Genomic DNA, 26,353 nt, shown 5'->3' with positions numbered 1-26,353 from the left:
GTAAACCCCATTTTTCGGGCACAATGCACGCCGCTTTTGCCTGGCGCAGTTGCACCGGGCCATTCATTGGATACCGAGGGCTTTACTGCATGTCGAAAGAAGACAGCTTCGAAATGGAAGGCACTGTCGTCGACACCCTGCCCAACACCATGTTTCGTGTGGAGTTGGAAAATGGGCACGTCGTAACCGCGCATATTTCCGGCAAGATGCGCAAGAACTACATTCGTATTCTTACCGGTGACAAAGTGCGCGTCGAGCTGACGCCCTATGACTTGAGCAAAGGGCGCATCACTTACCGCGCTCGTTAATCAAGTCAATACAGAACGCCCGGTTTATGCCGGGCGTTTTTGTTTGTCTGGGATTTGGGTTTTGTGAGCATATCCGTTGCTGCGGGTGTTGCTGCTGGCGGTTTCGCTCTTACAGCGAGTCACCTTTTCCAAACGCCGAAAAGGTAACCCAAAAGGCTTTGCCCCGGCGTACGGCACTTCGCTGAGGCTCAGTGTTCCCTCGCTACGGTGGGGCAAAAGATCAAAAGCCGAAGCCAGATCAAAAGCCAGATCAAGAGCCCCTCACCCTAGCCCTCTCCCGGAGGGAGAGGGGACTGACCGAGGTGTTTGGGAGAGCTACGCCGACGTGCGATACCGCGTTGAACTCAGGCTTTGAAAAGCACACAAAGCAGCCCCTCTCCCTCTACTCCCGGAGGGTGAGGGGACTGACCGAAGTGTTTGGGAGAGCTACGCCGACGTGCGATACCGCGTTGAACTCAGGCTTTGAAAAGCACACAAAGCAGCCCCTCTCCCTCTACTTACGGAGGGTGAGGGGACTGACCGAAGTGTTTGGGAGAGCTACGCCGACGTGCGATACCGCGGTGAACTCAGGTTTTGAAAAGCCCACAGATCGGCTCCCTCTCCCTCGGGAGAGGGCTGGGCGGGCGGCGTTCCGATGAGGGGCGAATCCAACGCAAATCAAAAGCCGGCCACGCTGTGCTTTTCACCACTCAATAGGCCGAGTGTCAGCTCGCCTGCTCTTGATCTTGATCCACGGGCGACGTCGGAAGGCTGAGTGGAGGGATTGATCCGGGCGTGGGAGCGCAGCGACCGTTTGGCGCAGCCAAACACAGCGAGAGGAGGTGCAGCGCAGCAAACCGTAGGCGCTGCGCCCGGATCGATCCCGCAGCGAAGGAACCCCGAGCCTCAGCGAGCGGGCCGCACGTAGGAGCAAGCGTTTTTTGCTTACTTTTTTTGGCGTTTGAAAAAAAGTGAGTCGCCGTAAGGGCGAAACCGTAATAAGCCATCACCGCAGCAACGGATATTCACCCAAAAAACCCAAACGACAAATAACAAAAAGGCGCCCGAAGGCGCCCTCTTGATCTCAGGCCATCAGGCCATTTCTGCGGTAGTTTCGAAGTCAAACGTCAACTCACCATCCTTGATGTCGATGTGCACCACACCGCCATGCTCGGCCAGCTCGCCAAACAGAATCTCCTCCGCCAACGGACGCTTGATCTTGTCCTGGATCAGGCGCGCCATCGGACGTGCGCCCATCGCCGAGTCATAACCACCCGCCGCCAGCCAACTACGCGCGGCATCAGTGACCTCAAGCAGCACACGCTTGTCTTCCAGCTGCGCCTGAAGCTCGGTGAGGAACTTGTCCACCACACTTTTGATGACCTCATGACTGAGGCGACCAAACTGGATAATGGTGTCCAGACGGTTACGGAACTCCGGCGTGAAGCTCTTCTTGATCACTTCCATCGCATCAGACGAGTGGTCCTGATGGGTGAAACCGATCGAAGCACGCGCCGCCGTTTCGGCACCGGCGTTGGTGGTCATGATCACAATCACGTTGCGGAAGTCCGCCTTGCGCCCGTTGTTGTCGGTCAGCGTACCGTGGTCCATCACCTGCAACAGCAGGTTGAAGACTTCCGGATGCGCCTTCTCGATTTCATCGAGGAGCAATACGCAGTGCGGTTGCTTGGTGATCGCCTCGGTCAACAGACCGCCCTGATCGAAACCGACATAGCCTGGAGGCGCACCGATCAGACGCGATACGGTGTGACGCTCCATGTACTCGGACATGTCGAAGCGAACCAGTTCGATCCCCAACGCCTTGGCCAGTTGCCGCGCAGCCTCGGTTTTACCGACACCGGTCGGACCTGCGAACAGGAACGAACCGACTGGCTTGTCCGGCGATTTGAGCCCGGCACGGGACAGTTTGATCGCGGTCGACAGCGAATCGATCGCCGCGTCCTGACCAAACACCGTCAGCTTCAGGTCACGCTCAAGATTACGCAGCAGCTCTTTGTCGGAGCTGGTGACGTGCTTCGGCGGAATCCGTGCGATTTTCGCGACGATGTCTTCAACCTGCGGCACTTCAATGCGCTTCACACGTTTCTCGATGGGTTGCAGACGCTGGTAGGCGCCCGCCTCGTCGATCACGTCGATGGCCTTGTCCGGCATATGCCGGTCATTGATGTAGCGCGAGGCCAGTTCAGCAGCGGCGCGCAACGACTCATCGCTGTATTCGATGTTGTGGTGCTGCTCGAAACGCCCTTTCAGGCCGCGCAGGATACCGATGGTGTCTTCCACCGACGGCTCGACGACATCGACCTTCTGGAAGCGACGCGCCAAGGCACGATCCTTCTCGAAGATGCCGCGGAATTCCTGGAACGTGGTCGAGCCGATGCAGCGAATGTCGCCAGACGACAGCAACGGTTTGAGCAGATTCGAAGCGTCCATGACCCCGCCCGACGCAGCGCCGGCACCGATGATGGTGTGGATCTCGTCGATGAACAGGATCGCCTGCGGGCGTTTTTTCAGTTCATTGAGCAGCGCCTTGAAGCGCTTCTCGAAATCACCGCGATACTTGGTGCCTGCGAGCAGAGCGCCAAGGTCAAGCGAATAAACAACGCTGTTGGCCAGCAGATCCGGCACCTGGTTGTCGACAATGCGCTTGGCCAGACCTTCGGCAATCGCGGTTTTACCCACGCCCGCTTCACCGACCAGCAACGGATTGTTTTTGCGCCGGCGCGCCAGAATCTGCGCGACACGCTCGACTTCCGACTCACGGCCGACCAGCGGATCTATTCGACCCTGACGCGCGAGTTCGTTGAGGTTGCTGGCATAAGCATCCAGAGGATTGCCTGAAGAAGAAGACTCACCGCCCTCGTCGTCCTGCATATCTTGTTCACCTTCAGAGTGATCGCCATGCCCCGGCACTTTGGAAATGCCGTGAGCGATGTAGTTGACGACATCGATGCGCGCAACGCTCTGCTGTTTCAGCAGGAACACTGCCTGACTCTCTTGCTCACTGAAGATGGCAACCAGCACGTTGGCGCCGGTTACTTCGCGTTTGCCCGAGCTCTGTACGTGGAAAACAGCACGTTGCAGTACACGCTGGAAGCCCAGGGTTGGCTGGGTTTCGCGATCTTCGTCATGAACGGGGATCAATGGCGTGGTGGAGTCGATGAACTCCTGCAGGTCATGCTTGAGTTTGTCGAGGTTTGCGCCGCAGGCACGCAAAACGGTGGCGGCAGCCTCATTGTCCAATAGGGCCAGCAAAAGGTGTTCGACGGTCATGAATTCATGACGTTTCGAACGAGCCTCCTTGAAGGCTAGATTGAGGGTGACTTCGAGCTCGCGGTTTAACATAGCTTCACCTCATACCCAAGTGGTCGGCGATTAACCGTCCTTCTCGATTTCACAGAGTAGCGGATGCTGGCTTTCCCTGGCGTACTGGTTGACCTGCATGGCCTTTGTCTCGGCGATGTCGCGGGTAAACACTCCACATACTGCCCGTCCTTCTGTGTGGACGGCCAGCATGACCTTGGTCGCCAGCTCGCGATTCAGGTTAAAAAACACCTCGAGCACTTCGACGACGAAATCCATCGGTGTGTAGTCATCATTAAACAAAACCACCTTGTACATCGGCGGCGCCTGTAACGCAGGCTTTGCTTCCTGAACAGCAACGCCTGCCGAATCGTCGTCGTGCTCCTCTGGAAGATCCTTTTGGAGAAGCGGGCGATCCTGATTGAATGTTAGTCGAATCTGGCTGATTGCATGCATGGAAAGAAAGGTTCGTCAGTTGTGCAAATACAGTGGTGGGGGCGGTTGTCCACGTTTTCAACTCCGACTGCCCGGTCACCTTGACTATCGGGAAAACGGTGTTACAACCAATAGAGCCCACAGTGGGTAAAAAAGATCCGCGGAGTCAATCCTTTTAACGGATTAGATTGCGGATGAATTGGATGATACTCCAGCGATGGAGTCTGTTGCAGAGGGATTTGAGCATGGCTGTCGGCAAGGTGAAATGGTTCAACAATGCCAAGGGATTCGGCTTTATCAATACCGACGCCCGTGAAGGCCGCGATGAGGATGGCAAAGACATCGATTTCTTTGCGCACTACTCGGCCATTGAAATGGACGGGTATAAAACCCTGAAAGCGGGTCAGGCAGTGAAATTCGACATCGTGCAAGGCCCCAAAGGCCTTCATGCCGTGAAGATTTGCGCGGCCGACGCCGTGAAAGAGGCGATCCAGGTCGCCACTCACGAAGAAAAAGTGACCAACTGACGCCGCTGAATTTTCAGCCATAAAAAAACCGCCTGACTCAATTCATCGAGTCAGGCGGTTTTTGTGTGCCCGCATTTTTACATATGCGAAATCAACGCATCGCCGAAGCCCGAAGACGAAACCAGCTTCGCCCCCTCCATCAAACGTTCAAAGTCATACGTCACAGTCTTGGCACCAATGGCGCCGTTGGTGCCCTTGATGATCAGATCCGCCGCTTCCGTCCAGCCCATGTGTCGCAGCATCATTTCAGCCGAGAGAATCAGCGAACCCGGGTTGACCTGATCCTTGCCGGCGTACTTCGGTGCAGTACCGTGGGTGGCTTCGAACATCGCCACGGTGTCGGACAGGTTGGCGCCCGGTGCGATGCCGATACCGCCCACTTCCGCCGCCAGGGCGTCGGAAAGGTAGTCGCCGTTCAGGTTAAGGGTTGCGATCACATCGTATTCCGCCGGGCGCAGCAGGATCTGCTGGAGCATGGCGTCAGCGATAGCGTCCTTGACCACAACGTTCTTGCCGGTTTTCGGATTCTTGAACTGCATCCACGGGCCGCCGTCGAGCAGGGTCGCGCCGAATTCTTCAGCGGCCACTTCGTAGGCCCACTCTTTGAAGGCACCTTCGGTGAACTTCATGATGTTGCCTTTGTGCACGATGGTCAGCGAATCGCGGTCGTTATCGACTACGTATTGCAGAGCCTTGCGCGCAAGACGCTTGGTGCCTTCCAGCGAAACCGGCTTGACGCCGATGCCGCAGTTTTCGTCGAAACGGATCTTGGTGACGCCCATTTCTTCTTTAAGGAATTTGATGACCTTGGTGGCTTCCGGCGAACCGGCCTTCCACTCGATGCCGGCATAGATGTCTTCGGAGTTCTCGCGGAAGATCGTCATGTCGACGTCGCCGGGTTTTTTCACCGGGCTTGGCACACCTTCGAACCAGCGCACCGGGCGCAGGCAGACGTAGAGGTCGAGTTGCTGACGCAGGGCCACGTTCAGCGAGCGGATGCCGCCACCGACTGGAGTGGTCAGCGGGCCTTTGATGGAAACCACGTAATCCTTGACTGCATCGAGGGTTTCCTGAGGCAGCCAGGTGTCCTGATCGTAAACCTGAGTGGCTTTTTCCCCGGCGTAGACTTCCATCCAGGAAATCTTGCGCTTACCGCCGTATGCCTTTTGAACTGCAGCATCGACAACCTTGATCATCACCGGACTGATGTCGACACCAATGCCGTCACCTTCGATGAAGGGGATGATCGGGTTATCAGGAACATTGAGAGAATGGTCTGCATTGACGGTGATTTTGTCGCCGACGGCTGGAACCTGAATCTTCTTGTAACCCATGCTGAACTCCATTGTTTGGATTGAACATCTGGCTTGGTTCGAGCGTAACCCAGTTAAATCAACACGCAAACCCTCAGTTCCCGGCATTCGCACAACTCGATTCCTACAAGCCTGAAAGCAAAGGGAAAAGCGCCAAACTCAAGCATTCGCAACGACTCTACGCGCCACCCTGCCCTGCGACCTTTAGACCAATGGACGAGAATCGTTGCATATGAACCATCGGCAGATTGCCAGCTACCTATGTATAATGCCCGCCGCTGACCACAGGGTCACGACGGCTGGCCTCTCTAGCACGAGACTTTCCGCCTGATTGGTCGGGTTGTTACCGCAGTCCGACTGCTTGACGCTCTACTGATGCACCCAACATCACCGCGAAGAATCTCGACATTCGGTTCATGGATGACTTTGAACGAACGCGCTTACCCGGCGCCCCTCGAGTTTCTGCGCACGCTTTAGCAAAGAAGAGAGAGTTAATCCGAATATGCCCACCCGCTCGAAGATCATCTATACCTTCACCGACGAAGCTCCAGCCCTCGCCACCTATTCCCTGCTGCCGATCATCGAGGCTTACACCGCCTCGGCCGATATCGCCGTGGAAACCCGCGATATCTCTCTTGCAGCGCGCATTCTGGCCAGCTTCCCCGAGCAACTGGGCGACAAAGCCGTAGCCGACCACCTCGCCGAACTGGGCGACCTGGCCGTTACGCCTGAAGCCAACATCATCAAGCTGCCGAACATCAGCGCTTCGGTGCCACAGCTGCAAGCTGCGATCAAAGAGCTGCAAGCTCAGGGTTACAACCTGCCGGACTACCCGGAAACCGTGACCAGCGACGCCGACAAAGACGCCAAGGCGCGTTACGACAAGGTCAAGGGCAGCGCCGTGAACCCGGTTCTGCGTGAAGGCAACTCCGACCGTCGCGCACCGCTGTCGGTGAAGAACTACGCTCGCAAGCACCCGCACAAAATGGGCGCCTGGGCCAAAGACTCCAAGTCCCACGTCGCTCACATGAGCACCGGCGATTTCTACGGCAGCGAAAAAGCTGCCCTGATCGACGCCGCTGACGCCGTGAAGATCGAGCTGATTGCCAAGGACGGTACCGCTACCGTTCTGAAAGAAAAAACCACCGTTCAGGCTGGCGAGATCCTCGACTGCGCCGTGATGAGCAAAAACGCCCTGCGCGCGTTCATCGCTGCTGAAATCGACAGCGCCAAGGCCCAGGGCGTGCTGCTCTCGGTTCACTTGAAAGCGACCATGATGAAGGTCTCCGACCCGATCATGTTCGGCCAGATCGTTGCCGAGTTCTATAAAGACGCGCTGACCAAGCACGCTGCCGTGCTGGCCGAGATCGGCTTCAACCTGAACAACGGCATCGGCGATCTGTACGCGCGCATCAAGGCCCTGCCGGCTGAGCAACAGGCTCAGATCGAAGCCGACATGGCGGCGGTCTACGCTGCTCGTCCATCGCTGGCGATGGTCAACTCGGACAAAGGCATCACCAACCTGCACGTGCCGAGCGACGTTATCGTCGACGCCTCGATGCCAGCAATGATCCGTGACTCCGGCAAAATGTGGGGCACCGACGGTCAGCTGCACGACACCAAGGCTGTGATCCCGGATCGTTGCTACGCGACCATCTACCAGGCCGTAATCGAAGACTGCAAAGCCAATGGCGCTTTCGATCCGACCACCATGGGCAGCGTGCCAAACGTTGGCCTGATGGCAAAGAAAGCCGAAGAGTACGGCTCGCACGACAAGACCTTCCAGATCAAGGCTGACGGCGTTGTTCGCGTCACCGACAGCAAGGGCAACCTGCTGATGGAACAGGCTGTTGAAGCCGGCGACATCTTCCGCATGTGCCAGACCAAAGACGCGCCGATCCAGGACTGGGTCAAACTGGCCGTCAACCGCGCTCGTGCAAGCGCAACTCCAGCGATCTTCTGGCTCGACCCGATGCGCGCTCACGACGGCGTAGTGATCGAGAAAGTTCAGGCCTACCTGAAGGATCACGACACCGCCGGTCTGGACATCCAGATCATGGCGCCGGTCGACGCGATGAAGTTCACCCTGCAGCGCACCCGCGAAGGCAAGGACACCATTTCGGTGACCGGCAACGTACTGCGCGACTACCTGACCGACCTGTTCCCGATCATGGAACTGGGCACCAGCGCCAAGATGCTGTCGATCGTGCCGCTGATGAACGGCGGTGGCCTGTTCGAAACCGGCGCCGGCGGTTCGGCACCGAAGCACGTGCAGCAACTGGTTGAAGAGAACTTCCTGCGCTGGGATTCGCTGGGCGAGTTCCTCGCACTGGCAGCGTCCCTTGAGCACCTGGGTGTGAACTACAACAACCCGAAAGCCTTGGTGCTGTCGAAAACCCTGGATCAGGCCACCGGCCAGTTCCTCGACAACAACAAGTCGCCATCGCGCAAAGTCGGCAACATCGACAACCGCGGCAGCCACTTCTATCTGGCGATGTACTGGGCCCAGGCCCTGGCTGCCCAGACTGAAGACGCTGCACTGCAAGCGCAGTTCGCGACTCTGGCCAAGACTCTGACCGAGAACGAAGCAACCATCGTTGCCGAGCTCAACGCCGTTCAGGGCAAGCCAGTCGACATCGGCGGTTACTACCACGCCAATGCCGAGCTGATCAGCAAGGCCATGCGCCCAAGCGCAACCCTCAACGCGGCGATTGCTGCGCTGGTTTAAGGTTGTAAAGGGAACATCACAAACCCCGGCCTCGTGCCGGGGTTTGTGTTTCCAGAGTTCACACTTCCCCTGTGGGAGCGAGCTTGCTCGCGAAGGCGGCGGGTCAGTCAATGAAAATGTTGAATGATAAACCGCATTCGCGAGCAAGCTCGCTCCCACAGGGGATTGGGTTTCAACCAATAGATTGAGGAAGGTTTTATGGAATGGCTCCCCCACATCACCGTCGCCACCATCGTCGAGGACAACGGTCGCTTCCTGATGGTCGAAGAACACAAGGCCGGGCGTAACGTGCTCAACCAGCCCGCCGGTCATCTCGACCCGGACGAAACCCTGATCGAAGCCGCCGTGCGCGAAACCCTCGAAGAAACCGGCTGGGACGTCGAGCCCACAGGCGTCATCGGCATATACCTGTACACCGCGCCAAGCAACGGCGTGACTTACCAGCGCGTGTGTTTCAGTGCCAAAGCCGTCAAACATCACCCGGATTACCAGCTCGACGACGGCATCGTCGGCGCCAAGTGGCTGACCCGCGACGAATTAATCGCCCAGCGCGACAACTGGCGCAGCGAGCTGATCATCCGTTGCATCGACGATTATCTGGCCGGTCATCACTTCAGCCTCGAACTGATCCGCCCTTCTCTTTAGCCTTGAGGCCGCGAGCCTGCTAGAATCGCGTCCTTTTTCAAGACACTCATTGAATCCCTATGCGTGATCCAGCCCCTTCTGACACATCCAAGAAGCGCGTCATTGTCGGCATGTCCGGCGGCGTGGACTCTTCCGTTTCCGCTCTCCTGCTGATCGAGCAGGGTTATGAAGTGGAAGGCCTGTTCATGAAGAACTGGGAAGAAGACGACGGAACGGAATACTGCACCGCCATGGACGACCTGGCGGATGCCCAGGCTGTCTGCGACAAGATCGGCATCAAGCTGCACACCGCCAACTTCGCCGCCGAGTACTGGGACAACGTGTTCGAGCATTTCCTCGCCGAATACAAGGCCGGGCGCACGCCGAACCCGGACATCCTCTGCAACCGCGAAATCAAGTTCAAGGCGTTCCTCGACTACGCCATGATGCTCGGCGCCGACCTGATCGCCACCGGTCACTACGTGCGCCGCCGCGACATCGATGGCCGCACCGAGCTGCTCAAAGGCCTCGATCCGAACAAGGATCAGAGCTACTTCCTGCACGCCGTTGGCGGCGAACAGATCGCCAAGACCCTGTTCCCGGTCGGCGAACTGGAAAAGCCGGAAGTCCGTGCGATTGCCGAGAAATACGAACTGGCCACCGCCAAGAAGAAGGATTCCACCGGGATCTGCTTCATCGGCGAGCGTCGCTTCAGCGATTTCCTCAAGCAATACCTGCCAGCGCAACCGGGCGAGATCAAAACCACCGAAAGCGAAGTCATCGGCCGTCACCACGGCTTGATGTACCACACCATCGGTCAGCGCCAGGGCCTCGGCATCGGTGGCCTGAAAGACGCCGGCGATGAGCCGTGGTACGTGCTGCGCAAGGATCTGGACACCAACGAACTGATCGTCGGCCAAGGCAACAACCATCCGTGGCTGTTCTCCGGCGCCCTGCTCGCCTCGGAAATCTATTGGGTCAACCCGATCGACCTGAGCCAACCGCTGCGCCTGACCGCCAAGGTTCGCTATCGCCAGAGCGACCAGGCCTGCACCCTGGAAAAAACCGCCAGCGGCTACCGCGCCGTGTTCGACGAACCGCAACGCGCGGTGACGCCGGGCCAGTCCGTGGTGTTCTATGACGGTGAAATCTGCCTCGGTGGCGGCGTGATCGAAGTCGCCGAGCCGTGGAGCGGCCAGGCATGAGCCCGACTCAGGAACAACTGACGGCGCTCGGCGGTGTGTTTCTCGCCGCTGTACTGGTCGACCGGATCGCCAAGACCGGTCAGACCAGCGAAGCCGGCCTGAGCTGCATGCTAGGCAGCCTGCTGGTGCGCGACCCGAAGGACACGCTGGATGTGTACGGCGGCGACGACATCAATCTGCGCGAGGGCTACCGGGCACTGATTGGCGCCCTCGAGCGCGATCCGAGCACCTTGCAACGCGAGCCACTGCGCTATGCCCTTTCGATGCTCGGCCTGGAGCGTCAACTGGCCAAGCGCAACGACATGCTCGATATCATCGGCAAGCGCTTGCCGCAGATCCAGTCGCAGGTCGAGCATTTCGGTCCGGCCCACGAAAACGTGGTCGCGGCTTGCGGCGCGCTGTATCAGGACACCCTGAGCACTCTGCGCCAACGCATTCAGGTACACGGCGACATGCGCAATCTGCAGCAACCGAGCAATGCCTCTAAGATCCGCGCCCTGCTCCTCGCCGGCATCCGTTCGGCACGCCTTTGGCGGCAGCTCGGCGGCCATCGCTGGCAGCTGGTGATCAGCCGGCGCAAGCTGCTCAAAGAGCTGTATCCGTTGATGCGCAGCGAGTAAAACGCCGCGCAATAAAAGCTTTGTAGTCTGTAACGCGTAATACGCCGGTCAGTTGGCAACGGACCGGCGGATTTTTTCATGTATGATACGCGCCCCATTTCGTTGCCCGACTGTCCGAGAACACCCCATGCAGCTTTCTTCGCTCACTGCGGTTTCCCCTGTTGACGGCCGCTACGCCGGCAAAACCCAGGCCCTGCGCCCGATTTTCAGCGAGTACGGTCTGATCCGTGCCCGTGTTCTGGTTGAAGTGCGCTGGCTCCAGCGCCTGGCCGCCCACGCGGGTATCCCTGAAGTGCCAGCCTTCTCTGCCGAGGCCAACGCCGTTCTCAATGAACTGGCTGAAAACTTCTCGCTGGAGCACGCCGAGCGCGTCAAAGAGATCGAGCGCACCACCAACCACGACGTCAAAGCGATCGAATACCTGCTCAAAGAGCAGGCGGCCAAGTTGCCGGAGCTGGCCAAGGTCAGCGAGTTCATCCACTTTGCCTGCACCAGCGAAGACATCAACAACCTGTCCCACGCCCTGATGCTGCGCGAAGGCCGTGACGACGTGATGCTGCCGCTGATGCGCCAGACTGCCAACGCCATCCGCGAACTGGCCATCCGTTTCGCTGACGTGCCGATGCTGTCGCGCACCCACGGTCAACCGGCTTCGCCGACCACTCTGGGTAAAGAGCTGGCGAACGTGGTTTACCGTCTCGAGCGTCAGATCGCTCAAGTCGCTGCCGTGCCGCTGCTGGGCAAGATCAACGGCGCTGTCGGTAACTACAACGCGCACCTGTCGGCCTACCCGCAGATCGACTGGGAAGCCAACGCCCGCGCCTTCATCGAAGACGAGCTGGGCCTGGGCTTCAACCCGTACACCACGCAGATCGAACCGCACGACTACATCGCCGAGCTGTTCGACGCGATCGCACGCTTCAACACCATCCTGATCGACTTCGACCGTGACATCTGGGGCTACATCTCCCTGGGTTATTTCAAGCAGCGCACCATCGCTGGCGAAATCGGTTCGTCGACCATGCCGCACAAGGTCAACCCGATCGACTTCGAAAACTCCGAAGGCAACCTGGGCATCGCCAACGCACTGTTCCAGCATCTGGCGAGCAAACTGCCGATCTCCCGCTGGCAGCGCGACCTGACCGACTCCACCGTACTGCGTAACCTCGGTGTCGGCTTCGCCCACAGCGTGATCGCCTACGAAGCCAGCCTCAAAGGCATCAGCAAACTCGAGCTCAACGAGCAGAAGATTGCCGCTGACCTCGACGCTTGCTGGGAAGTCCTGGCTGAGCCGATCCAGACCGTGATGCGCCGCTACAACATCGAAAACCCGTACGAGAAGCTGAAAGAACTGACGCGCGGCAAGGGCATCAGCCCTGAAGCGTTGCAGACTTTCATCGATGGTCTGGACATGCCTGCCGAAGCGAAAGCCGAGCTCAAGCAACTGACCCCGGCCAACTACATCGGCAACGCTGTAGCGCAAGCCAAACGCATCTGATCGACCGCTTGATCCGTTTGAGACGCCCGGCCGCGCCGGGCGTTTTTATTCCCGTCTGAAAAGTGCTTTTTTTCAATAGGTTACATATGAATCCCGATATTCCTCTTCAACTTCTGGGCGGCATCACGGCACGCGAGTTCCTGCGCGACTACTGGCAGAAAAAGCCATTGCTGATCCGTCAGGCGATTCCTGACTTCGAAAGCCCGATCGACGCCGACGAACTGGCCGGCCTGGCCCTGGAAGAAGAAGTCGAATCGCGCCTGGTGATCGAGCACGGCGAGCGCCCATGGGAACTGCGTCGCGGCCCGTTCGCTGAAGACGAATTCAGCAAATTGCCGGAAAAAGAGTGGACCCTGCTGGTTCAGGCCGTCGACCAATTCGTCCCGGAAGTCAGCGAGCTGCTGGAAAACTTCCGCTTCCTGCCGAGCTGGCGCGTCGACGATGTGATGATCAGCTTCGCCGCACCGGGTGGCAGCGTCGGTCCGCACTTCGACAACTACGACGTGTTCCTGCTGCAAGGCCACGGCAAGCGCAACTGGAAAATCGGCCAGATGTGCGATTCCGAGAGCCCGCTGCTGCAACACGCAGACCTGCGCATTCTCGCTGAATTCCACGAGACCGAAGAGTGGGTGCTGGAACCGGGCGACATGCTCTACCTGCCGCCACGTCTGGCCCACTGCGGTGTCGCGGTCGACAACTGCATGACTTACTCGGTCGGCTTCCGTGCACCGAGCGCTTCGGAAGTGCTGACCCACTTCACCGACTTCCTCAGCCAGTTCCTGACTGACGAAGAGCGCTATACCGACGCCGACGCGCAACCAGCGGCTGATCCGCATCAGATTCAACACGATGCACTGGATCGCCTGAAAGCCCTACTCGCCGAACACATGAGCGACGAGCGCCTGCTGCTGACCTGGTTCGGCCAGTACATGACCGAGCCGCGTTATCCAGAACTGGTGGCCGGCCCGGAAGGAATCGAAGAAGAAGACTTCCTCGCCGCCCTGCAGGATGGTGCCATCCTGATCCGCAACCCGAGCGCGCGTCTAGCCTGGTCGGAAGTCGATGACGACCTGTTGCTGTTCGCCAGCGGTCAGAGCCGTTACCTGCCGGGCAAGCTGCGCGAACTGCTGAAGCTGATCTGCGCCGCTGACGCCCTGCACACCGACAACCTCGGTGAGTGGCTGAACGACGAAGACGCTTGCGGCCTGCTGTGCCAGCTGGTCAAGCAAGGGAGCCTGGGGTTCGCCGATGAATAAGATTCGCGTACGTGTCGCAGACTGGCAGAAGGACATCGCCGAGATCCGGCGCATTCGTGAAACGGTGTTCATCGCCGAGCAATCGGTGCCACCTGAGCTGGAATGGGACGCGGACGACGCGACCGCTGTGCATTTTCTGGCGTTTGAAGGCGACTTTCCGATCGGTACTGCGCGCCTGTTGCCTGATGGGCACATCGGCCGGGTTTCGGTGCTGAAAGACTGGCGCGGGATGAAGGTCGGTGATGCGCTGATGCAAGCGGTGATCGCCGAAGCCGAAGAACGTGGTTTGAAGCAGCAGATGCTCAGCGCTCAGGTGCAGGCCACAGCGTTCTATGAGCGCTTGGGTTTCAGCCTGGTCAGCGAGGAATTCCTCGAAGCCGGGATTCCGCATGTCGACATGGTTCGCCATTCGGCTTAAGACCGCGGCGCGGCGCGGCGATCGCGAGCAGGCTCACTCCCACAGGGGATCTCCAGCGGACACGATATTTGTGTCAGACAGAGATTTAATGTGGGAGCGAGCTTGCTCGCGAAGAGGCCCTCGAGAACACCACAAAACGCCCCGCCATTTTCGGATGCCGGGGCGTTTTGCTGCCTACGATTCAACTTGCCCCACCCAAGGCCGACAAACTGGCAATATCAAGCCTTTCGAAAGCGGAGATAACGGACATGTCCCTACGCACCCTGCTCACCACCCTGCTGCTCGGTTGCAGTTTTACGGTGATGGCAGCCACAGAAATCGTGCCTCTCAATTACCGCACCAGCACCGACATGCTGCCGATGGCGCAAGACTTCCTCGGCAAGGACGGTCAGGTCAGCGCCTATGGCAACCAACTGATCATCAAGGCCGAGCCGGACAAGATTCAGGAACTCAAGGCGCTGATCACCCAACTGGACACCGCGCCGAAACGCCTGCTGATCAGCGTCGACACCAATGAAAACAATGGCCGTGGCGACGAAGGTTATTCGGTCAACGGCGCCCAACCGAACCAGACCCGCATCATCAGCCGCAGCACCGCCAGCCGCGACGGCGGCGTGCAGCAGGTGCAGGCCACCGATGGCATGCCGGCGCTGATTCAAGTCGGGCAAAGCGTGCCGATCACCAGTAGCCAGACCAACTCCTATGGCGATTACAGCAGCCAGACCCAATACCGCAACGTCACCCAGGGTTTCTACGTCACCGCCAGCGTCACCGGCGACATCGTTCACCTGGCGATCAGTACCAACCGTGACCGCATGAGCCAGGAACGTCCCGATGTAGTGAACGTGCAAAGCACCGACACAACTGTCAGCGGGCGCCTCGGCGAGTGGATCACCCTTGCCGGCGTCAATCGCCAGACTCAAGCCGACAAACAGGGCCTGACCCGCAGCTACTCGACTCAAGGCCGGGATGACATGACCTTGCGGGTGAAAGTCGACGCCCTGGACTAAAGCACCGAAAACTGACTGATTAGTCGTATTAGACGAAAGATGTAGTGCTTGAAAAAAAGCACTACAAAACGTTTGACGGGGTAAAAAAGCGAAGGCATGATGGCCTCGCTCCCGCTAATCAGAGGCCCTGGCAAGGGCCTTCGAAGCGATGTTCGCACCTACCCCGCGAACCGCTTCGTGTCTGTACCGCCCACAAGGTGTGTTTGACGAGGTTGCCGACTGGAACGAAGTTGTCCCGAGGGACGGAAGCGTAATTAGGTAACCCGGCTCCACACTGTAGACCGTATAGAGGCCCACGACGCCCGCATGCGCCCGCAGTCCGCCACTACCTGCTCACTTCCCCTCGAGCCCATCGTTCATCCCGTCGCCTACCCCGCCGAATCCGACTTGACCACCTAAGCTTCTGGTCAGCGAGCGCAGGAATTTTCCACCGCAGAACAACTTTTCATAAAAGACGCGACGAGGTTTATCTCCATGGCACTGACACGCGAACAGCAAATTGCAGCCCTCGAAAAAGACTGGGCTGAAAACCCGCGCTGGAAAGGCGTGACACGCACTTACTCCGCTGCTGACGTCGTCCGTCTGCGTGGCTCGGTTCAACCTGAGCACACCTTTGCAAAAATGGGCGCCGACAAGCTGTGGAACCTGGTCACCCAGGGTGCCAAGCCGTCCTTCCGTCCTGAGAAAGATTTCGTCAACTGCATGGGCGCCCTGACCGGCGGCCAGGCTGTTCAGCAGGTCAAAGCCGGTATCCAGGCTATCTACCTGTCGGGCTGGCAAGTGGCTGCGGACAACAACTCCGCAGAGTCCATGTACCCGGACCAGTCGCTGTACCCGGTGGACTCGGTGCCAACCGTGGTCAAGCGCATCAACAACTCGTTCCGTCGTGCTGACCAGATCCAGTGGAAAGCCGGCAAGAACCCGGGCGACGATGGCTACATCGACTACTTCGCACCGATCGTGGCTGACGCTGAAGCCGGTTTCGGCGGCGTACTGAACGCTTACGAGCTGATGAAGAGCATGATCGAAGCAGGCGCCGCCGGCGTTCACTTCGAAGACCAACTGGCTTCCGTGAAGAAATGCGGCCACATGGGCGGCAAAGTACTGGTCCCAACTCAGGAAGCCGTACAGAAGCTGACCGCTGCTCGTCTGGCTGCTGACGTTGCCGGCACCCCGACCATCATTCTGGCCCGCACCGACGCGAACGCCGCTGACCTGCTGACCTCCGATTGCGACCCGTACGACCAGCCGTTCGTGACTGGTGAGCGCACTCAGGAAGGTTTCTACAAGGTCCGTGCCGGTCTGGATCAAGCCATCGCTCGTGGCTTGGCTTACGCGCCATACGCCGATCTGATCTGGTGCGAAACCGCCAAGCCGGATCTGGACGAGGCTCGTCGTTTCGCCGAAGCGATCAAAAAGGAATACCCGGACCAACTGCTGTCGTACAACTGCTCGCCTTCCTTCAACTGGAAGAAAAACCTCGACGACGCGACCATCGCCAAGTTCCAGCGCGAACTGTCCGCCATGGGTTACAAGCACCAGTTCATCACCCTGGCCGGCATTCACAACATGTGGCACAGCATGTTCAACCTGGCGCACGACTACGCCCGCAACGACATGACTGCCTACGTGAAGCTGCAGGAGCAGGAATTCGCCGACGCTGCCAAGGGTTACACCTTCGTGGCTCACCAGCAGGAAGTGGGCACCGGCTACTTCGACGACATGACCACTGTGATTCAAGGTGGCTCGTCCTCGGTAACCGCACTGACCGGTTCGACCGAAGAAGAACAGTTCCACTGATTCGGCTTCGCTGAGCAAACGGCCTCTGCGGATCGTACAGAAAGCTAACCGCAGAGCCGCAAAACTGACGCCCCGACTGGTTCGGGGCGTTTTTTTTGCCCGAGACAATCTCCCAGACGCCACAACCCCCCTGTGGGAGCGAGCTTGCTCGCGAAGGCGTCATGTCAGTCACTATCCCTGTCGAATGATGAACCGCATTCGCGAGCAAGCTCGCTCCCACAGGGTCGGGGGTGATCGCGAATCAAAACATTGATCCAGCGCGGTACAACCGTCAGAAAAATCCGCTAAAACGGGCGCCGTCGCTACTTGCAGTAACGTGCAAGTAAGACAACTTCCCAACTGACATCCCGTTAAACAGTTACAAAACCACTCCAAACGATATCAATTATCATTTAGCCGCAACTATGTTCGTTACATTCCCTACAAAACATTATTTGCATAAATCCGCCTAATGCCCGCAACGCATGGGCTGCAGGGCATTGGAAAGGTGCTATGTCCTTATTCCAATAAATAATTTCGCTATAGGAATTTTACTTGCAGGGTGTTTAGCCATAAAATCAGCGCGATTGATTGCTGCGACATATCGTCACTGCCTATTTCTTTATCAAGCTCAGAGACCTTTGCTCTCTGTTAAGGATTACCAGCATGCCCGAAGCGACAGGACTCATGGCCCACAACTGGGGCTTTGCCATTTTCCTTCTGGGTGTCGTCGGCCTGTGTGCCTTCATGCTTGGCGTCTCCAGCCTCCTTGGGTCAAAAGCCTGGGGTCGCAGCAAAAACGAACCGTTCGAGTCCGGCATGCTACCTACCGGTGGCGCCCGCTTGCGGCTCTCAGCCAAATTCTATCTGGTCGCGATGCTCTTCGTGATCTTCGATATCGAAGCCCTCTTTCTCTTTGCATGGTCTGTGTCCGTCCGCGAAAGCGGCTGGACCGGATTCGTCGAAGCTCTCGTTTTCATAGCAATTCTGTTGGCAGGTCTTGTCTACCTGTTCCGAGTGGGCGCCCTTGACTGGGCTCCGGAAGCTCGTCGCAAGCGGCAGGCGAAGCTGAAACAATGAGGCTTTGGCAATGCAATACAATCTCACCAGGATCAACCCCGATGCTCCTAACGAGCAATATCCGATTGGCGAACGGGAAACCGTTTCCGATCCGTTAGAAGATCAAGTCCACAAAAACATTTTCATGGGCAAGCTGGAAGACGTGCTGAGTGGCGCGGTCAACTGGGGACGTAAGAACTCCCTGTGGCCGTACAACTTCGGCCTGTCGTGCTGCTACGTGGAAATGACCACCGCCTTCACGGCGCCCCACGACATCGCGCGCTTTGGCGCCGAAGTGATCCGGGCATCGCCGCGTCAGGCCGACTTCATGGTTATCGCCGGCACCTGCTTCATCAAGATGGCGCCGATCATCCAGCGTCTCTACGAGCAGATGCTCGAACCGAAGTGGGTTATCTCCATGGGTTCGTGCGCTAACTCCGGTGGCATGTACGACATCTACTCTGTGGTTCAAGGGGTGGACAAGTTCCTGCCCGTGGACGTCTACGTACCTGGCTGCCCTCCTCGTCCGGAAGCATTTCTGCAAGGCTTGATGCTGTTGCAGGAATCGATCGGCAAGGAGCGTCGTCCGCTTTCCTGGGTCGTTGGCGATCAAGGCGTGTATCGCGCCGACATGCCTTCGCAGAAGGAAGAGCGCCGCGAACAGCGAATCGCAGTCACCAACCTGCGCAGCCCTGACGAAGTCTGATCCAGATCTGTTCTGACAAAGAAACGAGAAGCTGGCTTCATTCTTTACGTTGACCGAAAGCGAAAAAATAACCATGACTACAGGCAGTGCTCTGTACATCCCGCCTTATAAGGCAGACGACCAGGATGTGGTCGTTGAATTGAACAACCGTTTTGGCCCGGAGGCGTTCACCGCCCAGCCGACCCGCACCGGCATGCCGGTGCTGTGGGTGGCGCGTGCCAAACTCGTCGAAGTCCTGACCTTCCTGCGCAACCTGCCCAAGCCGTACGTCATGCTCTATGACCTGCACGGCGTGGACGAGCGTCTGCGCACCAAGCGTCAAGGGCTGCCGAGCGACGCCGAGTTCACCGTGTTCTATCACCTCATGTCGCTGGAGCGTAATAGTGACGTGATGATCAAGGTCGCCTTGTCCGAGAGCGACCTCAGCTTGCCGACCGTCACCAGCATCTGGCCGAACGCCAACTGGTACGAGCGTGAAGTCTGGGACATGTTCGGTATCGACTTCAAAGGTCACCCGCACCTGTCGCGCATCATGATGCCGCCGACCTGGGAAGGTCACCCGCTGCGCAAGGACTTCCCGGCGCGCGCCACCGAATTCGATCCGTACAGCCTCAACCTCGCCAAGCAACAGCTCGAGGAAGAAGCCGCGCGTTTCCGTCCGGAAGACTGGGGCATGAAGCGTTCCGGCCCGAACGAGGACTACATGTTCCTCAACCTCGGCCCGAACCACCCTTCGGCGCACGGCGCGTTCCGCATCATTCTGCAACTGGACGGCGAAGAGATCGTCGACTGCGTGCCGGACATCGGTTACCACCACCGTGGTGCCGAGAAGATGGCCGAGCGTCAGTCGTGGCACAGCTTCATCCCGTACACCGACCGTATCGACTACCTCGGCGGCGTGATGAACAACCTGCCGTACGTGCTCTCGGTCGAGAAGCTGGCCGGCATCAAGGTGCCCGAGAAGGTCGACGTCATCCGCATCATGATGGCCGAGTTCTTCCGGATCACCAGCCACCTGCTGTTCCTCGGGACTTACATCCAGGACGTCGGTGCGATGACCCCGGTGTTCTTCACCTTCACCGACCGCCAGAAGGCGTACACGGTGATTGAAGCCATTACCGGTTTCCGTCTGCACCCGGCCTGGTACCGCATCGGTGGTGTTGCCCACGACCTGCCGCGCGGTTGGGAAAAACTGGTGAAAGACTTCGTTGAATGGCTGCCAAAACGCCTCGACGAATACACCAAGGCTGCCCTGCAGAACAGCATCCTCAAGGGCCGTACCATCGGCGTCGCCCAGTACAACACCAAAGAAGCCCTGGAATGGGGTGTCACCGGTGCTGGCCTGCGTTCGACCGGTTGCGATTTCGACCTGCGTAAAGCGCGTCCGTACTCCGGCTACGAAAACTTCGAGTTCGAAGTACCGCTGGCTGCCAACGGCGATGCCTACGACCGCTGCATGGTTCGCGTCGAAGAAATGCGCCAGAGCATCAAGATCATCGACCAGTGCATGCGCAACATGCCGGAAGGCCCGTACAAGGCGGATCACCCGCTGACCACGCCGCCGCCGAAAGAGCGCACGCTGCAGCACATCGAAACCTTGATCACGCACTTCCTGCAAGTTTCGTGGGGCCCGGTGATGCCGGCCAACGAATCCTTCCAGATGATCGAAGCGACCAAGGGCATCAACAGTTATTACCTGACGAGCGACGGCGGCACCATGAGCTACCGTACCCGGATCCGCACTCCAAGCTTCCCGCATCTGCAACAGATCCCTTCGGTGATCAAAGGCAGCATGGTCGCGGACATGATTGCGTACCTGGGTAGTATCGATTTCGTTATGGCCGACGTGGACCGCTAAGCATGAACAGCACGCTTATCCAGACAGACCGTTTCACCTTGAGTGAAACCGAGCGCTCGGCCATCGAGCACGAGCTGCATCACTACGAAGACCCGCGCGCGGCGTCGATCGAAGCCCTGAAGATCGTTCAGAAAGAACGCGGCTGGGTGCCGGATGGCGCCCTGTACGCGATCGGCGAGATCCTCGGCATCCCGGCCAGCGACGTTGAAGGTGTGGCGACGTTCTATAGCCAGATTTTCCGTCAGCCGGTCGGCCGTCACATCATTCGCGTCTGCGACAGCATGGTCTGCTACATCGGCGGCCACGAGTCGGTGGTCAGCGAAATCCAGAACAATCTGGGCATCGGCCTGGGTCAGACTACCACCGACGGTCGTTTCACCCTGCTGCCGGTCTGCTGCCTCGGCAACTGCGACAAGGCGCCGGCGCTGATGATCGACGACGACACCTTTGGTGATGTGCAGCCTGCTGGCGTCGCCAAACTGCTCGAGGGCTACGTATGACCCTGACATCTTTCGGTCCTGCCAACCGCATTCAGCGTTCGGCCGAGACTCACCCGCTGACCTGGCGTCTGCGTGACGACGGCGAAGCCGTGTGGCTCGACGAGTACCAGGCCAAGAACGGTTACGCCGCGGCGCGCAAAGCCTTCGCCGACATGGATCAGGACGCCATCGTCCAGACCGTGAAAGACGCAGGCTTGAAAGGTCGCGGCGGTGCAGGCTTCCCCACTGGCGTGAAGTGGGGCCTGATGCCCAAAGACGAATCCATCAACATCCGCTACCTGCTGTGCAATGCGGATGAAATGGAGCCGAACACCTGGAAAGACCGCATGCTGATGGAGCAACTGCCCCATCTGCTGATCGAAGGCATGCTGATCAGTGCTCGCGCGCTGAAAACCTACCGTGGCTACATCTTCCTGCGTGGCGAATACACCACCGCCGCCAAGCACTTGAATCGTGCCGTGGAAGAAGCCAAGGCTGCTGGCCTGCTGGGCAAGAACATTCTCGGCAGCGGCTTCGATTTCGAGCTGTTCGTCCACACCGGCGCCGGGCGTTACATCTGCGGTGAAGAAACCGCACTGATCAACTCCCTCGAAGGCCGCCGCGCCAACCCGCGCTCCAAACCGCCCTTCCCTGCCGCTGTTGGCGTGTGGGGCAAGCCGACTTGCGTGAACAACGTCGAAACCCTGTGCAACGTGCCGGCGATCATTGCCGACGGCGTTGACTGGTACAAATCGTTGGCCCGCGAAGGCAGCGAAGACATGGGCACCAAGCTCATGGGCTTCTCCGGCAAAGTCAAAAACCCGGGCCTGTGGGAACTGCCATTCGGCGTCACCGGTCGCGAGTTGTTCGAAGACTACGCCGGCGGCATGCGCGACGGTTTCAAACTCAAGGCCTGGCAGCCAGGTGGCGCCGGTACCGGTTTCCTCCTGCCTGAACACCTTGACGCACAGATGTACGCCGGCGGCATCGCCAAAGTGGGCACCCGTATGGGTACCGGCCTGGCCATGGCGGTGGACGACAGCGTCAACATGGTCTCCTTGCTGCGCAACATGGAGCAGTTCTTTGCCCGTGAGTCGTGCGGTTTCTGCACCCCGTGCCGTGATGGTTTGCCATGGAGCGTCAAGCTGCTGATGGCCATCGAACAAGGCCGCGGTCAGCCGGGCGACATCGAGACCCTGCTGGGTCTGGTCAACTTCCTCGGCCCGGGCAAGACCTTCTGTGCTCACGCACCGGGTGCCGTGGAGCCGTTGGGCAGTGCCATCAAATACTTCCGTCCAGAGTTCGAAGCCGGTATCGCGCCAGTCAGCGCCGCCGTCCCGCCTCTGGCAAGGCCGATCGTGATCGGCGCGTAAACGCTTAAAAAGGCGAAGGGTCCGTGCCCTTCGCCTTTCGTCCGATGACGCCTTTCGGGGCTGACTGGATTCGGACGGATAACAAGATTCCATTAGCCACGCCCGCTGACACCGGGCCAACGAAGACCTTTGAACCATGGCCACTATCCACGTAGACGGCAAAGCGCTCGAAGTCGACGGGGCAGACAACCTGTTACAGGCATGTCTGTCGCTGGGCCTCGACATACCATATTTCTGCTGGCACCCCGCGCTCGGTAGCGTCGGGGCTTGCCGCCAGTGCGCGGTCAAGCAGTACACCGACGAGAACGACACCCGTGGTCGCATCGTCATGTCCTGCATGACCCCTGCCACTGACAACACCTGGATCTCCATCGAAGATGAAGAATCCAAGGCGTTCCGCGCCAGTGTTGTCGAATGGCTGATGACCAACCACCCGCACGACTGCCCTGTGTGCGAAGAAGGCGGTCATTGCCACCTGCAAGACATGACTGTGATGACCGGCCACAACGAGCGCCGTTATCGCTTCACCAAACGCACCCACCAGAACCAGCAACTGGGCCCGTTCATTTCCCACGAAATGAACCGCTGCATCGCTTGCTACCGCTGCGTGCGTTTCTACAAGGATTACGCTGGCGGCACCGATCTCGGTGTATTCGGCGCCCACGACAACGTGTACTTCGGTCGCGTTGAAGACGGCACCCTCGAAAGCGAGTTCTCCGGCAACCTCACCGAGGTCTGCCCGACCGGTGTGTTCACTGACAAGACTCACTCCGAGCGCTACAACCGTAAGTGGGACATGCAGTTCGCGCCGAGCATCTGCCATGGCTGCTCGAGCGGTTGCAACATCTCCCCGGGCGAGCGTTACGGTGAACTGCGTCGCATCGAAAACCGTTTCAACGGTTCGGTGAACCAGTACTTCCTCTGCGACCGTGGCCGTTTCGGTTATGGCTATGTCAACCGCACCGACCGTCCACGTCAGCCGCTGCTGGCCGACGGCACCAAGCTGGGCCTCGACGCTGCGCTGGATAAAGCCGCTGACTTGCTGCGCGGTCGCAACATCGTCGGTATCGGTTCGCCGCGCGCCAGCCTCGAAAGCAACTATGCGTTGCGCGAACTGGTTGGCGCCGAGCACTTCTACTCGGGTATCGAAGCCTCCGAGCTGGAGCGCATCCGTCTGGTCCTGCAAGTGCTGAAAGACAGCCCGCTGCCAGTGCCGAACATGCGCGACATCGAAGACCACGATGCGATTTTCGTACTCGGTGAAGACCTGACCCAGACCGCCGCCCGTGTGGCGCTGTCGCTGCGTCAATCGGTCAAAGGCAAGGCTGAAGACATGGCCGAAGCCATGCGCGTTCAGCCTTGGCTCGACGCCGCCGTGAAGAACATTGGTCAGCACGCACTGAACCCGCTGTTCATCGCCAGCCTGGCGGAAACCAAGCTCGACGACATCGCTGAAGAATGCGTACACGCTGCTCCGGACGACCTGGCGCGCATCGGTTTCGCCGTTGCCCACGCACTGGACGCCAGCGCCCCGGCCGTTGAAGGTCTGGACGCCGAAGCACTGGAACTGGCTCAGCGCATTGCCGACGCCCTGCTCGCTGCAAAACGTCCGCTGATCATCGCCGGTACTTCGCTGGGCTCCAAAGCCCTGATCGAAGCCGCTGCGAACATCGCCAAAGCCCTGAAGCTGCGCGAGAAGAACGGTTCGATCAGCCTGATCGTGCCGGAAGCCAATAGCCTCGGCCTGGCCATGCTCGGTGGCGAATCGGTGGATGCTGCGCTGCAAGCCGTCATTGACGGTAAGGCTGACGCGATCGTTGTGCTGGAAAACGATCTGTACACCCGCACCGCCAAAGAAAAAGTCGATGCTGCACTGAACGCTGCGCAAGTGGTGATCGTTGCTGACCATCAGAAGACGGCTACCAGCGACCGCGCGCATCTGGTTCTGCCAGCGGCAAGCTTCGCTGAAGGCGACGGTACGCTGGTCAGCCAGGAAGGTCGCGCCCAGCGCTTCTTCCAGGTTTTCGACCCGCAATACATGGACGCGAGCATTCTGGTTCACGAAGGCTGGCGCTGGCTGCACGCCCTGCGCGCGACCCTGCTGAACCAGCCGATCGACTGGACGCAACTCGACCACGTCACCGCTGCCGTTGCTTCGAGCACCGAGCAACTGGCGCGTATCGTCGACGCTGCACCATCGGCGGCATTCCGCATCAAGGGTCTGAAACTGGCACGTGAGCCGCTGCGTTATTCCGGTCGCACCGCGATGCGCGCCGACATCAGCGTTCACGAACCACGCACCCCGCAAGACAAAGACACCGCGTTCGCCTTCTCCATGGAAGGTTACTCGGGCTCTGCCGAACCGCGTCAGCAGGTGCCATTTGCATGGTCGCCGGGCTGGAACTCGCCACAAGCGTGGAACAAGTTCCAAGACGAAGTCGGTGGTCACATCCGCGCTGGCGACCCGGGCACCCGCCTGATCGAAAGCACCGGTGATTCGCTCAACTGGTTCGCTGCAGCGCCGCGCGCATTCAACCCGGCGCCGGGCACCTGGCAAGCCGTGCCGTTCTTCCACCTGTTCGGCAGCGAAGAGAACTCTTCGAAAGCCGCACCGGTTCAAGAGCGCATTCCGGCTCCATACGTGGCTCTGGCCAAGTCGGAAGCGGATCGTTTGGGCGTCAACGACGGTGCCCTGCTGAGCCTGAACGTGGCCGGTCAGACCCTGCGTCTGCCGCTGCGCATCAATGAAGAACTGGGCGCCGGTCTGGTGGCATTGCCTGCGGGCATCGCCGGCATTCCACCGGCATTCGCCGGCGTATCCGTCGACGGTCTGCAGGAGGCAGCGCAATGACCTGGTTCACCCCTGAAGTGATCGATGTGATCCTCTCGGTCGTCAAAGCCATCGTGATTCTGCTGGCCGTTGTGGTGGCAGGCGCGTTGCTCAGCTTTGTCGAACGTCGCCTGCTGGGCTGGTGGCAGGACCGTTACGGTCCGAACCGCGTTGGCCCGTTTGGTATGTTCCAGATCGCCGCCGACATGCTGAAGATGTTCTTCAAGGAAGACTGGACCCCGCCGTTTGCCGACAAGGTGATCTTCACTTTGGCACCGGTGGTGGCCATGTCCGCCCTGCTGATCGCGTTTGCGATCATCCCGATCACCCCGACCTGGGGCGTCGCGGATCTGAACATCGGCTTGCTGTTCTTCTTCGCCATGGCCGGTCTGTCGGTCTACGCGGTGTTGTTCGCCGGCTGGTCGAGTAACAACAAGTTCGCCCTGCTCGGCAGCTTGCGTGCGTCGGCGCAGACCGTGTCCTACGAAGTGTTCATGGGCCTGGCCCTGATGGGCATCGTGGTCCAGGTCGGCTCGTTCAACATGCGCGACATCGTCGAGTACCAGGCGCAGAACCTGTGGTTCATCATTCCGCAGTTCTTCGGCTTCTGTACTTTCTTCATCGCTGGCGTCGCCGTGACTCACCGTCACCCGTTCGACCAGCCGGAAGCGGAACAGGAACTGGCCGACGGTTACCACATTGAATACGCCGGTATGAAATGGGGCATGTTCTTCGTCGGTGAATACATCGGCATCATCCTGATCTCGGCGCTGCTGGTCACCCTGTTCTTCGGTGGCTGGCACGGTCCGTTCGGCATCTTGCCGCAACTGGCGTTCGTCTGGTTCGCACTGAAGACCGCGTTCTTCATCATGCTGTTCATCCTGCTGCGCGCCTCTATCCCGCGTCCGCGTTATGACCAGGTGATGGATTTCAGCTGGAAATTCTGCCTGCCACTGACCCTGATCAATTTGCTGGTGACCGCTGCGGTCGTGTTGTGGAACACGCCTGCAGTCGCGGTTCAGTGAGG

At 59.1% G+C, this 26,353-nt stretch carries 21 protein-coding genes and 1 pseudogene; 19 read left to right on the top strand and 3 right to left on the bottom strand.

Annotated elements, in window-relative coordinates:
- Positions 1–89 precede the first annotated feature (89 nt).
- Entirely contained in the window at positions 90–308 is a 219-nt protein-coding gene (gene infA, locus HUW52_RS13085) for a translation initiation factor IF-1 (RefSeq protein ID WP_002553999.1), read from the top strand.
- 1,071 nt (positions 309–1,379) lie between these two features.
- On the opposite strand, the gene clpA is transcribed toward infA, so the two are convergent.
- Entirely contained in the window at positions 1,380–3,650 is a 2,271-nt protein-coding gene (clpA, locus tag HUW52_RS13080; RefSeq protein ID WP_175553860.1) for an ATP-dependent Clp protease ATP-binding subunit ClpA, read from the bottom strand.
- 30 nt (positions 3,651–3,680) lie between these two features.
- Positions 3,681–4,064 carry an ATP-dependent Clp protease adapter ClpS gene (gene clpS, locus HUW52_RS13075; RefSeq protein ID WP_016987405.1) on the bottom strand — a complete coding sequence of 128 codons (384 nt, stop codon included), beginning with the start codon at positions 4,062–4,064 and terminating at the stop codon, positions 3,681–3,683.
- A 224-nt stretch (positions 4,065–4,288) separates the two neighbouring features.
- Between clpS and HUW52_RS13070 the strand changes: the two genes are divergently transcribed.
- Entirely contained in the window at positions 4,289–4,570 is a 282-nt protein-coding gene (locus HUW52_RS13070) for a cold shock domain-containing protein (RefSeq protein ID WP_016987406.1), read from the top strand.
- Between the two features lie 77 nt (positions 4,571–4,647).
- Here HUW52_RS13070 and icd read toward each other — a convergent pair whose 3' ends face one another.
- Positions 4,648–5,904 (bottom strand): NADP-dependent isocitrate dehydrogenase, encoded by a 1,257-nt coding sequence (icd, locus tag HUW52_RS13065; protein WP_095118226.1) that lies wholly within the window; start codon positions 5,902–5,904, stop codon positions 4,648–4,650.
- Positions 5,905–6,385: 481 nt separating this feature from the next.
- Between icd and HUW52_RS13060 the strand changes: the two genes are divergently transcribed.
- From HUW52_RS13060 to nuoH, 17 genes and pseudogenes are all read left to right on the top strand, one after another.
- A complete protein-coding gene (locus HUW52_RS13060) occupies positions 6,386–8,611 on the top strand; it encodes an NADP-dependent isocitrate dehydrogenase (protein ID WP_175553859.1) in 2,226 nt (741 codons plus the stop codon).
- Positions 8,612–8,682: 71 nt separating this feature from the next.
- Positions 8,683–8,781: pseudogene (locus HUW52_RS30340) on the top strand (metal ABC transporter ATP-binding protein); the annotation flags it as partial.
- A 28-nt stretch (positions 8,782–8,809) separates the two neighbouring features.
- A complete protein-coding gene (locus HUW52_RS13055) occupies positions 8,810–9,256 on the top strand; it encodes an NUDIX hydrolase (protein ID WP_175553858.1) in 447 nt (148 codons plus the stop codon).
- A gap of 59 nt (positions 9,257–9,315) precedes the next feature.
- A complete protein-coding gene (gene mnmA, locus HUW52_RS13050; RefSeq protein WP_175553857.1) occupies positions 9,316–10,440 on the top strand; it encodes a tRNA 2-thiouridine(34) synthase MnmA in 1,125 nt (374 codons plus the stop codon).
- Positions 10,437–11,060, top strand: a complete 624-nt coding sequence (gene hflD, locus HUW52_RS13045) for a high frequency lysogenization protein HflD (RefSeq protein WP_016987411.1) — start codon at positions 10,437–10,439, stop codon at positions 11,058–11,060. The genes mnmA and hflD overlap by 4 nt, the downstream gene beginning before the upstream one ends.
- 127 nt (positions 11,061–11,187) lie before the next feature.
- Positions 11,188–12,558: an adenylosuccinate lyase gene (purB, locus tag HUW52_RS13040; protein ID WP_003223822.1), complete on the top strand. Its 1,371-nt coding sequence runs from the start codon at positions 11,188–11,190 to the stop codon at positions 12,556–12,558.
- Positions 12,559–12,644: 86 nt separating this feature from the next.
- On the top strand, positions 12,645–13,814 hold the full coding sequence (locus HUW52_RS13035) for a cupin domain-containing protein (protein ID WP_175553856.1): 1,170 nt from the start codon (positions 12,645–12,647) through the stop codon (positions 13,812–13,814).
- Positions 13,807–14,232 carry a GNAT family N-acetyltransferase gene (locus HUW52_RS13030; RefSeq protein ID WP_034155132.1) on the top strand — a complete coding sequence of 142 codons (426 nt, stop codon included), beginning with the start codon at positions 13,807–13,809 and terminating at the stop codon, positions 14,230–14,232. The genes HUW52_RS13035 and HUW52_RS13030 overlap by 8 nt, the downstream gene beginning before the upstream one ends.
- A gap of 248 nt (positions 14,233–14,480) precedes the next feature.
- Positions 14,481–15,242 (top strand): secretin N-terminal domain-containing protein, encoded by a 762-nt coding sequence (locus tag HUW52_RS13025; protein ID WP_016987415.1) that lies wholly within the window; start codon positions 14,481–14,483, stop codon positions 15,240–15,242.
- A gap of 474 nt (positions 15,243–15,716) precedes the next feature.
- Positions 15,717–17,042, top strand: a complete 1,326-nt coding sequence (gene aceA, locus HUW52_RS13020) for an isocitrate lyase (RefSeq protein WP_007920195.1) — start codon at positions 15,717–15,719, stop codon at positions 17,040–17,042.
- Between the two features lie 645 nt (positions 17,043–17,687).
- The gene (locus HUW52_RS13015; protein ID WP_003223812.1) at positions 17,688–18,101 is read left to right on the top strand and encodes an NADH-quinone oxidoreductase subunit A; all 414 of its coding nucleotides are present in this window, start codon (positions 17,688–17,690) and stop codon (positions 18,099–18,101) included.
- 10 nt (positions 18,102–18,111) lie between these two features.
- Positions 18,112–18,786: an NADH-quinone oxidoreductase subunit B family protein gene (locus HUW52_RS13010; protein ID WP_175553855.1), complete on the top strand. Its 675-nt coding sequence runs from the start codon at positions 18,112–18,114 to the stop codon at positions 18,784–18,786.
- Positions 18,787–18,859: 73 nt separating this feature from the next.
- Positions 18,860–20,644: an NADH-quinone oxidoreductase subunit C/D gene (gene nuoC / locus HUW52_RS13005; RefSeq protein ID WP_016987416.1), complete on the top strand. Its 1,785-nt coding sequence runs from the start codon at positions 18,860–18,862 to the stop codon at positions 20,642–20,644.
- A 2-nt stretch (positions 20,645–20,646) separates the two neighbouring features.
- Positions 20,647–21,144 (top strand): NADH-quinone oxidoreductase subunit NuoE, encoded by a 498-nt coding sequence (gene nuoE / locus HUW52_RS13000; protein ID WP_007920186.1) that lies wholly within the window; start codon positions 20,647–20,649, stop codon positions 21,142–21,144.
- Complete coding sequence (gene nuoF, locus HUW52_RS12995; RefSeq protein WP_007920184.1) at positions 21,141–22,496, top strand: NADH-quinone oxidoreductase subunit NuoF; 1,356 nt, start codon at positions 21,141–21,143, stop codon at positions 22,494–22,496. The genes nuoE and nuoF overlap by 4 nt, the downstream gene beginning before the upstream one ends.
- Before the next feature lie 136 nt (positions 22,497–22,632).
- Positions 22,633–25,347, top strand: a complete 2,715-nt coding sequence (nuoG, locus tag HUW52_RS12990; RefSeq protein ID WP_175553854.1) for an NADH-quinone oxidoreductase subunit NuoG — start codon at positions 22,633–22,635, stop codon at positions 25,345–25,347.
- Positions 25,344–26,351 (top strand): NADH-quinone oxidoreductase subunit NuoH, encoded by a 1,008-nt coding sequence (gene nuoH, locus HUW52_RS12985; RefSeq protein WP_007920179.1) that lies wholly within the window; start codon positions 25,344–25,346, stop codon positions 26,349–26,351. Before nuoG ends, nuoH begins: the two co-directional genes overlap by 4 nt.
- Positions 26,352–26,353 lie beyond the last annotated feature (2 nt).

Source organism: Pseudomonas sp. 43A (assembly GCF_013363935.1).
Classification (GTDB): Bacteria; Pseudomonadota; Gammaproteobacteria; order Pseudomonadales; family Pseudomonadaceae; genus Aquipseudomonas; species Aquipseudomonas crudilactis.
The sequence above is the reverse complement of the archived record's forward strand: the minus strand, read 5'-3'. Positions and strand labels throughout refer to the sequence as shown.